Raw genomic sequence first — 13419 nt, forward strand, 5'->3', positions numbered from 1 at the left:
CGTCCGGCTGGGGCGAAAAATCAATTCTACTCTCTGATTTAAGATTTCTTTGCATTATAAATCAACCCTACTCTTTAACATAGCCTAAAAAAACGCCTGTGAGAATTTAATCCCACAGGCGTTTCTCTTATTTAATTATCTTGTACTTCGTTACGTTTTTTCTTAAATAGCTTCGATAGAACCTCGTAAACGATTGGAACGATGATTAATGTTAGTAGCGTAGAACTTGCTAGACCACCAATAACCGTGATACCTAATCCTTTCGAGATTAAACCACCGCCGCCTGATCCTACTGCTAATGGTGCGAGTGCTCCAATGGTTGCAATAGCTGTCATCAGAATAGGACGTAAGCGAGTTGCACCAGCTTCAAGGATCGCTTCACGCATATTCATACCTTCGCGTTCCATATGAATGATTCGGTCAACTAATACAATGGCATTCGTGACAACGATACCAATCAACATGAGAAGACCCATCATAACAGATACGGATATTGTTTCGTTTGCAATCCATAAACCTGCAAATGAACCAATTACTGCGAATGGTAATGAGAATAGGATAGCTAATGGTGCAATACCTTCACCAAATGTTACTACTAATATAAAGTAAACAATCGCAATTGCTGCAAGCATTGCTACTCCAAGCTGAGTGAATGTTTCATTCATATCTGCAGTTACACCGGCAACACCAACTGTAACGCCTTTAGGTAAATCTAGCTTTTCAATCGCTTTATCTACATCTGCAGATGCTTTTGAAATATCATCATCTTGAATTGTAGCGGATACAGAAGCATAGTATTCACCCTTACTACGAGCAAGCGTATTTAGAGCGTAACCCTCTTCTACTGTTACTAATTCAGACAATGGCATTGTAGTTCCCATTGCTGTCGGTACTTCTCTAGCTAAAATATCATCAATCGATTTAGGTGTTGCTGTTTGTTCTTGCTGTACAATAACCTCTAAATCATTTCCTTCTTTTTCAACTGTCGTTAATACTTCCTCCGTAGTGGAAGGACTCAACATCCCAACGATTTGACCAGTTGTTAAACCGTACTGCAATAATTCATCTTGAGCTACTTGGAATGTATACTCTACGTAGCTGTCTTCAGCACTCGAAGAAACATCTTCTAATCCTTTTGTTTCTCCCATTACTTCTTCAACCATTGCAACAGCTTCGTTCAACTTATCTAAATCTTCACTATAGAATGTATAGCTAATTTCATTTGTCGACATGGACATACTTGAGAAGTTTTGGCTCTTCCATTCGCCAGTTTGACCAATGTTGAACACATATTCCTCGATTTCCTCACGAGCACCTGGGAAGTCTTCCATATCCTCATCAAAGATCAAGTACATTAATGCGCCGCCTGAACCTCCGCCCATCATTGCAGTCATGTCATTTGCGCCGTCACCGTTGATAGATACTTGAGTGATATCAATATCCTTACGTTTAAGCATCTCTTCTTCAACTTTAGTGACGTTTGCCAATGTGTCTTCTTTTAGCTCACCAGCTTTTGGAGTGTAAGTCAAATACATTACTTTTTCTTCTTCACTACCCAAGAAACTGAAACCGATTAACGGCGTAAGCATCAAGCTACCTACTAGTAATGCAACCGATACAAGGGAAGTAATAATTTTGTGGTTTAATGTCCACTCTAGAACTTTTTTATAGCTACCAGCTAACTTACCTTGCTCTTTATGATTACTTTCTGTTTTTTCAGCGTACAATTTCTTCTTAAATAAGAAGTGAGACATTGCAGGTACGATTGTAATTGCTACTAACAGTGATGCACCAAGAGCAAATGTCATTGTTAATGCGAATGGCATGAACAATTCTCCAACCATACCACCTACAAAGATTAATGGAGCAAATACCGCTACCGTTACCAATGTAGAAGAAAGGATTGGTTTGAACATCTCAATCGTTGCTTCACGAACAAGGGCACGGCCTGTTAATGGTTCGCCTTTTAAGTGAAGGCGTCTATAAATGTTCTCTACAACAACAATCGAGTCATCGATTACACGTCCAATTGCTACGGTAACGGCTCCAAGTGTCATAATATTTAACGTAATATCTAACCAATTTAATAGCAGTAATGCCATAAAAATAGAAACTGGTATAGACACAATAGAAATAATTGTAGATTTAAAATCACGTAAGAACAATAGAATAATCAGCACGGCGATTAATCCACCAAACAATGCTTTTTCAACCATTGTAAATACTGAATCTTCAATAGGAGCACCTTGGTCTAAGGAAACATCAATCACTAAACCATCAATGTTCTTTTCTTCTTCTGCGATTAAATCTTTCACTGCATTTACTACTGTTACAGTGTTAGCATCTGGATTTTTTACAATTTGGATTGCAATTGCATCTTTCCCATTTGTACGGGAAACCGATTCTACTTTACCAACTACTTCTATAGAAGCAATATCTCCAAGTTTTACAAAAGGAGATGGGTTTGTAGCAGAAGGTGTAACAGGGATAAGCATTTCTTTCAGTTCGTCGGCTGTCATGAACTTACCGTCAACCGCTACTGCCTGCTCGCCTTCTTCAAATTCAAACAATCCTAAGGATACTGCCATATCACTTGCTTGGATCATTTGTTTTACTGTATCTTGAGTTACATCTAGTTCGGCCATTTTTGCTTCGTCATATGTAAGCTCTACTTCTTCAATATGCTGGCCTGTTATAGTAGCAGACCCAACACCATCTATTTTTTCAATTTTCGGTAGTAAAATTTCTTCTACTGTCGATGTTAGCTCTACGATATCTTCTTCTGTGCTACTTACGCTTAGGGCTGCTACCGGCATCATATTCATGCTTATTGCCGTAATAGTTGGCTCCATTGCTCCTTCAGGTAAGGAGATCGTATCCAATGCAGACTCCAATGCGCGTTTTGCTTCATCCATGTCTGTGCCATATTCGTACTCTACTTGAATATTAGACATATTCGAATAGGAATTGGAATATACCGATTTAACATCCTCTAGTCCTTCTAACGCTTTCTCAAAAGGCATCGAGATATCTTCCATAACTTTTTCAGGAGTCGCACCTGGATAAACATCCATCACCATTAAGAATGGGATCGAAATATCTGGAATGGTCTCCATCTTCATTCTTGTACCTGAATAAATACCGGAAACAGTAATGATAATAGTCAATAACCATACCGCTAACTTATTTTTTAGTACAAAATTCACTAAACCTTTCACACTTGCACCTACCCTCATTTGACTTATCAAACTCATTTATTTATAATAATGACTAATTGGTCATTTGTCAACAATAACCATTGGGAGCGATAAGATATGGTAAAGAAACAATTAATAATGGATAAAGCATTAGAACTTTTTGCAAAGCAAGGTTTTGAGGCTACCTCAGTCCAACAAATCACTGACCATTGCGGCATTTCTAAAGGTGCTTTCTACCTTTCCTATAAATCCAAAGATGAGCTCATCACTTCTTTGGTAGATTGCTTTATGAAGCAGATTATTTCAGAAATTGACTACTCGGTCAAAGAATGTTCACATTCTGACGATATGCTATATACCTTTTTCTACACTGCCAACAAGGCATTTCAAGAAAACTCTACTTTTGCTAAAATCTTCTTCAAGGAACAGACACATACGGTAAACGATGATTTATTAAAAAAACTAACTTATTATGACAATCTATTAAATGAAATTATTCTTTATATGGTAGACAAGTTAGATTTAACTTATGAAGAAACAAAATATGACTTACTTATTTGCATAAAAGGCTTTATGAAAATATATATCGACCTCTATCTATTCTTTGAATTACCAATTGATATAGACACGCTAACTAAGTCACTTGTAGAAAAGACGAAAGTATTAGCAAAACATTCAACGATTCCTTTAATCTCAACAGATAGTGCTCAAATTATGCAAAAGGTTATAAAAGAAAACACCGATAAAGATATGCAAATACTTGAGTTAATCAATCAGATTCTACTAGAAATAGAAGAGCCAATCGAAAAGGAAACGCTTCAAATTTTAAAAAATCACCTCCTAACCGAAACTCCGAGTCTCGCACTTATAAAAGGTCTTTTAGAGAATATTAAAAACCACCCTCAATGCAAGTGGGTTTCCTACTTGATTAGAGAACAGTATAAGCTTTAAAGAAAAGCGTCTAACCAGTTGTGTGACTGATTAGACGCTTTTTATATGACTATAAAAAATCTCACTTTAATTTTAAAGCCTTTGCATATGAGTTTCTTTAAAAGATTCTTGGTACTTTAATCCAAAGCCAAAAAGTCTATCCATAAAAATATGGGCTACCCAAATAATAGAAATTATAAGCAAATAATCTTTTAAAAAGTAGAAGTAACCTAATGTTAAAAGTATAGGAAAAATAAAACTGTGACCAACATTATAAATGGTTGCACCAATTTTATTATTAATTGTATAACCGATCATCGTAATATCAGGAACGAATAATAGTAAAAAAAACAACCAGATTGGAAAGTCCAGCTGCATATAAATAAAAAAGGAAATCCCGAAAGCTAATCCGTTTTCGAGGCGAATTATATGATTGACCTTCACTTCAACACCCTTTCTATCCTTAGAATTCTTCTTATCTTTCTTTCCTGATCAGCTATTTTGAATGAGGTCAAAACATACTTTTTATTAGAATGTTCTTTATTGAAGGAAGCTGGTGATAATCTTGGTTTTTCAATTTTAGCTGCCTCTGATATTCCAAAAATATATTCAGCATGTTTCCTTCCATTTCTCAAGAATATAACTAATCCCAACAATTAAAAATAACCTCTCCATTATTATTCGGACGCCAATACTTCACATTTTTTAATTCATCCTCTGATAAATCATGAGCGTTAGGATTAAACGGATCATTTAAAAAAGCTGCTTCTAAAACTGTATAATATGGACTCAGCTCAGTGGATAAATTATCATACTCTATAAATTGTAGCTGGAGTTCATTTTCATATAATACAATGGATGCATATGGAAAATACTGATGCAGTAGAATCGACACCACTTTTTTATCTACCTCAATGTCTATACGAAAATAATTCAATGGGTAGCTCGGTGAAAAAAACCAATTATTTTACCATTAGTCTTTCTAGCAATTTCGTATCCTAACTTTTTAAATAGGTCTCCATCCATCTCATTCATTTCAATTGTACTATTTGCTAAGCCGGTAATATTCATGGGGAGTCGCATTTAATTCACACCTCATATATGCATTTACTTTTTAACTTCATAATGTAGTTCTACAAACTGGTTGAAGGTTCTAGTTCCTTTCAATATAAGGTCTAACTGATAATCTCCTTTATTGAATAACGGAATTCCTTTTCCGATGATAGTTGGCGCTACTGTTAAAATAATTTCATCTACTAGCTTTTCTTTTAAAAATGATTGTAATAATTCGCCTCCGCCTACAAGCCATATGTTACTTCCTTCTTGGCTCTTCAGTTCGTTGGTTAAACCCACGACGTTTTTATTAGTAAATTTAACATCTTCGGTATCTTCCATAGTGGATCTTGTAAATACGTAACATTCTTTATTTTTATATGGGAATTCTCCTGATTCATGTTTTACTATCCAGTCATATGTTTTTTTACCCATTAAAACGGTATCTACCGTCTCATAAAACTCTGATATTCCATTATCACCCTCGCCCTCTACATTAAATAGCCAATCTAAAGAATCATCTTCCGTAGCTATATATCCGTCTAAGCTAGCCGCAATATATAAAATCAAGTTTCGTTTATTATTCATTTGTATCTCCTTTTGTGATCTGTTTTCATTCAGTATATTTTAATTTTTGGCTATGTTAAACGTAAAGCTGATAGAAGTATACATAAAAAACGAGCTAGGATGTTTTCTACTGGCTCATTTACTTTGATATTATTTTTTACTGAAGCACGTGTTAGCTAAATAAGCATCTTCTCTTTTATTACACATTATCTACTTACTGCGAAGCAACCCTAATTACTCTTTACAGTTGGATTTCATCTTGAATAAATACGATATGATGGAAATGGAGAAATATACGAAAACTACAGCTATCGAACGAAAACTTCGTGAGCTAATTAAAATTCGTGCTTCTCAAATTAACGGATGTGCATTTTGTTTGAATATGCATACAACCGATGCCCCAAAAATGGGTAAAACCGAACAGCGACTTTACTGTGTCAATGCATAGAAAGAGTGAATTCTACACTGAAGCAGAAAAAGTTGCTTAAGAATTAACAGAGCACTTGACATTAATCCCAATGAAACGTGTTCCAGACGAACTTTATCAGCGAACTCGAGAACATTATGACCAGAAACAATATGTAGGTCTTGTTCTAATTTTCAATCAAATCAACAGTTGGAACACAATTTGTATTTATTATAAAGAGAAAAATATTAGGAATAAGACGATTAATTATAATAAAGCTTATATCCCCTAATTTAATAGAAAATTCATAACGATAATAGTAATGGAGCACCAAAAAATATTATTTAGCAGACAATTTTAATTACTAGTGATAAGATAAATTAAAATCCATCTTTTAGTAGAAAAGGAAAATTAGAAAATGACTAATATTAAAATTTTAAATTCGAATTCAGCCATTCATCCAAATCTACAAAACTATTTAGAAATCTTACCTATATTCCACTCGATGTTACCAGACATAGCTATTGGATTAACAAATACGCAAGAATGGATTGCTTATCATCCTGGGCGTAAAATAGATATAGGAGCAAGAGCTGGTACTAAAATCAATCCACGCGAACCATTAGCAGATTGTATTAAAAACATGATAGTAATAAACGAAGAAGTTCCATCCGAATTCTTTGGAATTCCGTTTACTGGATCAGCTGCACCTATTGTAGATAATGGTCAGGTCATTGGAGCATTAGCCATTCAATTACAAAAACAAAACGAAAAACAACTTAGAACCATTTCAGAGCAGATTGAACAATCACTTGAACAAGCTAATAATCGTGTTGTATCTATAACAGATGGCTCGGAAGGTCTCTCAAAAATAAGTAATGTATTGTTAGAAAAGTCCAATCGTGCTTCGGAAGAAGTGAATAATACGGATGAAGTACTAAATTTCATTAAGAGAGTCGCTAATCAAACAAATCTTTTAGGGTTAAATGCTGCTATTGAAGCAGCAAGGGCTGGTGATAAAGGTCTTGGCTTCACAGTAGTCGCTAATGAAATAAGAAAACTTTCTTTAGAAACAGTTTCTTCCACAGAAAAAATAAGACAAACATTAACTAACATCCAAGAGTCTGTGAATGAGATTACAGCTTCCATACAAGAGGTTGTTATTGTTGGACAAGACCAGGTATCCTCTACTGAAGAAATCTCTAACATCATTACCAAAATTCACTCGATGAGTAAAGAGTTAAACAAGTATGCTTCCGAATTATAAAAATAAAGAACGTATTTAAATAGAACCTCCTGACATTAATCGTTTTGATTTAGTCAGGAGGTTCTTATTTGATAATCCAACAACTCATAATAGTTTGTGTGACTGTTGTTTTTAAACACTTTCCAATGAATGCTTCCTCGTCTTCGACTTTTGTTCTTTTTATATCAACCTCTTCTGGTAAAAAAAACAAAGAAATTTCACTATTTCATCCCAAAAATACTGTAAAAAATCCAAATCGTCTTTACTAATAGTCTTTGAATAAAGACTTCTACCATTATTCCACCAAAGGATTGTGCATCTCTTATTCCCATAATTTTTTTCAATCTGGTCGAATAAACTTACCAACAAGGATTTATTTGGATTACCATTTGAGAAATTAATCCATTAAAATCTGTAAATTTGCTTTTAGTCTGATACTTTGGTCTAACGTAATTATGTCTAAAAAGCCTTCCCACGAATTTGTCATATTTTCACCCATCTCCACTTCAAGAAAAATCAACCTAAGCCTTTAACATAGCCTGATTTTGTTAGATTCCAACTAAATATCCATCTATTAAAAAAAATGCCATGAACACGAAGTTCATGGCATTGCTAAGATTATAATTTTATCAGACTAGATCTCTTTTCTACTAAAGATCATCAAAGCCATTATCAATTGCATTCACCTTTACATACTGGCGAGACTTTTGTTCGAAGAAATCTGTTTTAGTGCCGTCTATGTTGTCTGCGTATGCTCGAATCCATTTCATTGGATTTTCTACATACTCAGGATAAATCTCGTTTAGCCCAATTAGGCGTAGCATTTTATTGGCGCGGTATTTAATATACCCTTGCATATCTTCTATATCGATTCCATCGATATCATGTAGTACATAATTGGACCATTCTATTTCTAGTTGGACAGATTCTTTAAATTGCTCATAGACCCACCCTATAAATTCATCGTTATTTAGCTCTGGATTTTCAGCTAGCGTTGCTCTGAATAACTCTGATATAAACCGGCCATGCTCTAGCTCATCTCGGTTGATGTAGCTAATCATCGTAGAAGTACCTACCATTTTGTTATGACGAGCAAGATTATAAAAGAAGGCAAAGCCAGAATAGAAAAATAGCCCTTCCAATAATGTTGTATAAGTAAGCGTCTTTAATATGTTTTCCGTCGTTGGGTTCTCTACAAATTCATTGTAGTACTTGGCAATGTTTTGATTGCGCTTAATTAGCACTTCATCGGTTCTGCCAAAATCAAATGCCTTGTTTTGCTTATCCAGCGATACAATGGATGATAAAACATAGGAATAGCTTTCATTATGTACGGCTTCTTGCTGTGCAATGACCGCCATAATGGATTGTACCGATGGATCTGTTGCATATAGCGAAAGCAATAGAGCTGTACGAGTTTGAGGTGCATCTAATGTCGCTAGCAGTCCAATAATTTTTAAGTATGCATCCTGCTCCGATTCACTCAAGCTACCAAATTGCTTTATGTCATTAGACATATTAACTTCATCAGCTTGCCAGTAGTTCCCTAGCAGACGCTTGTACATCTTATGCCAATGTGGATACGCAATATCATTCCAATTCAGTATACCGCTTGATTGCCCATTAAATATTCCTGTTGATTTGTTTGGATTTCTTGGTTCTAATGTTTTTGCCTTTTGCATGATTTAATACTCCCTCTAGCCATTTAGTGACAATTTTCTCTTGGCTTCCTCTTGGTGACTGTTCAATTTTTAAGCCTTGGTAGGAACTGTTACAATAGCAAACTAGTTTATCCACTGCCCCGCAAAATAGCTCGTCTCCACCAAATTGAGTATCGCCAGAGCCAAATATATAACTATTTTCTGGTCGATATCCTAAGTCTCTTAAAAAATCCTTCATTTCATCTGGAATACCCCCCTGATCCCAGGTGAAAGTCCCTAGAAATACTAGGTCATATAGTTGTAAATCTGGTAGGACTCCGATACCGATACAATATATCTCTACCTGATACTCGGAATTCTCCAGCTGATTTTGTAAAAGCTCTGCTATTTCTTCAGTATTTCCGCTATAGCTCAAATAACATATAATTGCCTTCATCAGCTCGAACAGGACTCACATTCGATAAGTTCTATCGAGGTGGAACGTACGTAATAAGTCGTTTTTAGCCCACTTTTCCAAGCTTCTAAATGTAACGAAAGTAATTCCTTTGCCTTTATCGTGTTTTGTACATATAAATTTAAGGAGACCCCCTGGTCAATATGTCGCTGGCGTGCAGCGTTTTGCTTCACCGTCCAATGCTGATCAATGAAATAAGCAGACTTATAAAACCACGTAGTCTCTGAATTTAAATCTGGCACTGTAACAGGAATTTTATAATCCTTCTTCTCCTCTGCGTAAGTCTTTTGAAAAATTGGGTCAATACTAGCGGTACTTCCCGCCAAAATTGACGTAGATGAATTTGGAGCAACTGCCATTAAATAGCCATTTCGAAGGCCTACTTCTGCGACCTTCCTGCGAAGCTTATTCCATTCGTCTCCTTCATACTGACGCTTTTCAAAATAAGCACCGGTTTGCCATTCTGAACCTTCGAATAAAGGATAAGCACCCTTTTCCATAGCAAGACTTGCGGATGCCTGAATAGTTAAAAAGGCAATTTTTTCATATAGTTTATCCGCAAGTTCAACCGCTTCCTCTGACTCCCAACGAATCTGCTTAAGTGCGAGTAAATGATGCCATCCGAATGTTCCAAGGCCAATACCTCGATACCTTGCATTTGTGCGCTCTGCCTGTGGTACAGGTATCATATTTAAATCGATGACATTATCTAGCATGCGTACTTGAATATTTATCAGTCTTTCTAATACATTTGCTGGTACTGCCTTCCCCAAGTTAATAGAGGATAAGTTACAAACAACAAAGTCCCCAGGTTTTCTACGAGTGACAATGACATCATCCTCTAACTGGATCGATTCAAACGTTGTTGCGCTCTGATTTTGAAAAATTTCTGTACAGAGGTTACTACTATAGACCATTCCCTCATGCTTATTTGGGTTGCTACGATTTACTTCATCTCGGTAAAACATATATGGTACCCCTGTCTCTAACTGAGAACGCATAATTCTTTTCATCAAGTCGATTGCTTGTACAGTTTCTCGCGATAGGCGTTGGTCATTCACACATTCCTCGTATTTTTCCCGGAATGATCCTTCTCCTCTTTTTTCATCATAGAAATCCTCCAAAGAATAACCCATTACCTGACGAACCTCATGCGGATCAAACAAATGCCATTCCTCTCTTGCATCAACCCTCTCCATGAATAAATCCGGCAAGCATATACCTGTGAAAATATCATGCGCTCGAAGGCGATCATCTCCATTGTTCAGGCGTAGATCTAAAAACGTAAAAATGTCCTTATGCCAAGCATCCAAATAAACAGCTACGGCCCCTTGTCGTTGTCCAAGCTGATCGACGCTGACTGCCGTATTATTCAACTGTTTAATCCAAGGTAGAACTCCACTAGATGCTCCCACGAATCCTCGTATAGAAGAGCCACGGCTACGCACCTTCCCCATGTATACACCGATACCCCCTCCAAATTTAGATAGAGTGGCTACGTCTGTATTACTGTCGTAAATACCTTGCAGACTATCATCCACAGTGTCAATAAAGCAGCTAGAGAGCTGTCCATGTGGCTTCCCAGCATTAGATAAAGTTGGAGTTGCAACCGTCATATATAAATTGCTCATTGCCCAATAAGCTTCTTTTATTTTTTCAAGACGGTTTTCTTTTTCGTCCTTCATAAGTGTCATAGCTATAACAAGCCAGCGCTCTTGTGGCAACTCTACAATATCCTTATTAAAATCCTTCGCTACATAGCGATCTAAAAGAGTTTTTAAGGCTATGTAGGTAAATAGGGAATCTCTTTTGGCGACAAGGAGATTTCCTAGCTGCTCTAACTCCTCATTCGAATAGCTTTCCATAATAGAGGGATTATATATTCCCTTTTTAGAAAGGATCCGTACGTTCTCTGCAAATTTTGTATAGACGGCATCAGCAGTGGTACCTCTCCGTTCTGCTTGCTGCGAATATACTTCTGCTAAATAAATACGTGCAGCCACAAATGTCCAAAATGGCTCCTGTTCATCTAAAAAGCTTAGTGCCTCTAGAGACATAGCTTTAGACCAAGCAGCAATCGTACCTTCTGGGTGTTTTTGTAACCACTTGTGATGCGACTTAACTAAGGGCGCTATCTTTTCTTCTCCAAATTCTACTATTAACTGCTGTAATACCTGCTGTTTTTCTGTATTCGTAATAATTGCCAATTTAAATTCCTCCCTATCTTTTTATATACAAAAAAGCGATGCCTCTAGCCTCTTCGGCTGAGTCATCGCTCACGATTTTTAAAGTAGGAAACAACAAGACATATCGTTCGTTTTAAGATAGAGTCTCTCGCCCCCACCTCTCAACCCCCGAAGAAAGTGTTGCTTCACCGATAAAAAGGCAGGTCTACTGGCTCGTGCATCTTCCTCCCGTTGGCCTTCCCACGAAACCTCGCAGTGGCATAATCAACAGTTGTCCGCACTTACAGTTGCGGGGACAGCTTCGGTTTCTCACCGAATTCCCTTTTAAACCATAATGGTACCTTTTTATCGTATACATACTATATATTGTGTTTTGTTTACTAATATACCCTAACATATTGTGTCGAAACTTGTACATAGGTAAAAAGACTATGTATTAGGTCTTACATCTTATTTTCAGAATAACTCAGTTACAAAATTGTGAATCCAATATTTTCTGTATATTATAATTGTAGCGACCTATAAAAATAGTAAAATATCTTAAATTTAGGAGGTTACAAATATGATTACAAGCAATTCCACTAGGTTGACATCTAAGGACTTATTACCTCAAGGACCTGTTGGTATTGGTGGATGGCTGATCCTGCCACTTATAAGCCTCATTTCCACACCGTTTGTTATTATTGCCTATCTAACGATGGATGTTTTCCCTTTTTTGACGGCTGAAAGTTGGGAGAGTATAACTAGTAGGAATGGAGAGTATTACCATCCTTTATTTGGGCCAGTTGTAATAATAGACCTTATCATTTGTCTTGCTCAAATATCTACAGTAATAGTATTACTCATTCTTTTCTTTAAAAAGAAAACGTTTTTCCCTAAGGTAATGATTACCTGTCTTACCGTCATGCTAATAATAGATATTCTCATTGGCTATATAAATTTGCAAATCATAGAGAATGTGTTCGAATCCGATCCTTTAACATCCCAATACTATATGTTTAATGTAATACGGGCTATGGTAATTACCTCGATTTGGATTACTTATTTTAGTAAATCGAAGAGAGTAAAGAATACATTTGTAAAGTAAATACTCGATAGAAAGGTAGATCTTAATGACTGTTACTAATGTATCTGTCCAACCACATAGTGGACCCTCTGGAATCAATGGTTGGCTCATTCTTCCCTTGATTGGTCTGCTATTTGCACCATTTCACTATTTGCTTAGATTTTTCAGCCACTTAATAACCTACCTTACGAATAACATTTGGGTGACGATGATTGAATTAGATGTATCTAAAGGACAGCAAATCTTCATAAGTGTAACCATAGTAGTCTACTCCCTTATTTTACTTTTAACAGCAGTCATCTCAACAATCCTTATTTTTCACTTTTTCAAGAAAAAAAGATCCTTACCAAAGCATATGATCCTTTATTATATTGCCACAGCTGCGTGTAAATTTGTTTTCGGCTTTGCATTTGTTTACATATCAAATCTATTATATGGAGTGAATCATGAGGAACGGTTTGAATTTGCTGCTGTCTCTATGATGTCATTTATTTTTACATTTATATGGGCGAATTATTTCAATGAATCTCAAAGAGTTCATAATACATTTGTTCATTAACAAACAAGCCCTCATTACTAAATAAAATTAGTAATGAGGCAGACTGTAGACAAACTCCAAAAATTTTGGAGTTTGCCTACAGTCTTTTTTCTTT

Annotated in this window: 13 protein-coding genes, 1 pseudogene and 1 riboswitch; of the genes and pseudogenes, 5 read left to right on the forward strand and 9 right to left on the reverse strand. The window is 36.1% G+C overall.

Annotated features, from left to right (window positions below):
• Positions 1 to 131: 131 nt before the first annotated feature.
• Positions 132 to 3218 (reverse strand): efflux RND transporter permease subunit, encoded by a 3087-nt coding sequence (locus tag Q0371_RS19110; protein ID WP_169360899.1) that lies wholly within the window; start codon positions 3216 to 3218, stop codon positions 132 to 134.
• 96 nt (positions 3219 to 3314) lie between these two features.
• On the opposite strand from Q0371_RS19110, the gene Q0371_RS19115 reads away from it, so the two are divergent.
• Entirely contained in the window at positions 3315 to 4148 is an 834-nt protein-coding gene (locus Q0371_RS19115; RefSeq protein WP_169360898.1) for a TetR/AcrR family transcriptional regulator, read from the forward strand.
• A gap of 72 nt (positions 4149 to 4220) precedes the next feature.
• On the opposite strand, the gene Q0371_RS19120 is transcribed toward Q0371_RS19115, so the two are convergent.
• From Q0371_RS19120 to Q0371_RS19140, 5 genes are read right to left on the reverse strand one after another with little or no spacing between them, the layout of a single operon-like run.
• Positions 4221 to 4571, reverse strand: coding sequence for a DUF4260 domain-containing protein (locus Q0371_RS19120; RefSeq protein ID WP_169360897.1), 351 nt, complete (start codon positions 4569 to 4571; stop codon positions 4221 to 4223).
• Complete coding sequence (locus Q0371_RS19125) at positions 4568 to 4783, reverse strand: hypothetical protein (RefSeq protein ID WP_251555119.1); 216 nt, start codon at positions 4781 to 4783, stop codon at positions 4568 to 4570. Before Q0371_RS19125 ends, Q0371_RS19120 begins: the two co-directional genes overlap by 4 nt.
• A complete protein-coding gene (locus tag Q0371_RS19130; RefSeq protein ID WP_298474280.1) occupies positions 4771 to 5025 on the reverse strand; it encodes a hypothetical protein in 255 nt (84 codons plus the stop codon). Before Q0371_RS19130 ends, Q0371_RS19125 begins: the two co-directional genes overlap by 13 nt.
• A gap of 35 nt (positions 5026 to 5060) precedes the next feature.
• Positions 5061 to 5210, reverse strand: a complete 150-nt coding sequence (locus Q0371_RS19135; protein WP_298474283.1) for a hypothetical protein — start codon at positions 5208 to 5210, stop codon at positions 5061 to 5063.
• 24 nt (positions 5211 to 5234) lie between these two features.
• Positions 5235 to 5768 carry a dihydrofolate reductase family protein gene (locus Q0371_RS19140; protein WP_298474286.1) on the reverse strand — a complete coding sequence of 178 codons (534 nt, stop codon included), beginning with the start codon at positions 5766 to 5768 and terminating at the stop codon, positions 5235 to 5237.
• A gap of 253 nt (positions 5769 to 6021) precedes the next feature.
• On the opposite strand from Q0371_RS19140, the pseudogene Q0371_RS19145 reads away from it, so the two are divergent.
• Together Q0371_RS19145 and Q0371_RS19150 are read left to right on the forward strand one after the other, a co-directional pair.
• Positions 6022 to 6445 (forward strand): annotated as a pseudogene (locus tag Q0371_RS19145) (carboxymuconolactone decarboxylase family protein).
• Between the two features lie 126 nt (positions 6446 to 6571).
• Positions 6572 to 7420, forward strand: a complete 849-nt coding sequence (locus Q0371_RS19150) for a methyl-accepting chemotaxis protein (protein WP_298474289.1) — start codon at positions 6572 to 6574, stop codon at positions 7418 to 7420.
• A 629-nt stretch (positions 7421 to 8049) separates the two neighbouring features.
• Here the strand turns inward: Q0371_RS19150 and Q0371_RS19155 are convergent.
• From Q0371_RS19155 to Q0371_RS19165, 3 genes are read right to left on the reverse strand one after another with little or no spacing between them, the layout of a single operon-like run.
• On the reverse strand, positions 8050 to 9081 hold the full coding sequence (locus Q0371_RS19155) for a ribonucleotide-diphosphate reductase subunit beta (protein ID WP_298474292.1): 1032 nt from the start codon (positions 9079 to 9081) through the stop codon (positions 8050 to 8052).
• A complete protein-coding gene (locus tag Q0371_RS19160) occupies positions 9023 to 9496 on the reverse strand; it encodes a flavodoxin (RefSeq protein ID WP_169360892.1) in 474 nt (157 codons plus the stop codon). The genes Q0371_RS19155 and Q0371_RS19160 overlap by 59 nt, the downstream gene beginning before the upstream one ends.
• On the reverse strand, positions 9496 to 11715 hold the full coding sequence (locus Q0371_RS19165) for a ribonucleoside-diphosphate reductase subunit alpha (protein WP_298474301.1): 2220 nt from the start codon (positions 11713 to 11715) through the stop codon (positions 9496 to 9498). Before Q0371_RS19165 ends, Q0371_RS19160 begins: the two co-directional genes overlap by 1 nt.
• A gap of 165 nt (positions 11716 to 11880) precedes the next feature.
• Positions 11881 to 12060: riboswitch (cobalamin riboswitch) on the reverse strand.
• Between the two features lie 202 nt (positions 12061 to 12262).
• On the opposite strand from Q0371_RS19165, the gene Q0371_RS19170 reads away from it, so the two are divergent.
• Positions 12263 to 12787, forward strand: a complete 525-nt coding sequence (locus Q0371_RS19170; protein ID WP_298474295.1) for a DUF2569 family protein — start codon at positions 12263 to 12265, stop codon at positions 12785 to 12787.
• A gap of 25 nt (positions 12788 to 12812) precedes the next feature.
• Complete coding sequence (locus Q0371_RS19175) at positions 12813 to 13325, forward strand: DUF2569 domain-containing protein (protein WP_298474298.1); 513 nt, start codon at positions 12813 to 12815, stop codon at positions 13323 to 13325.
• Positions 13326 to 13419: the final 94 nt, after the last annotated feature.

The organism is uncultured Psychrobacillus sp. (genome assembly GCF_938022135.1).
Classification (GTDB): Bacteria; Bacillota; Bacilli; order Bacillales_A; family Planococcaceae; genus Psychrobacillus.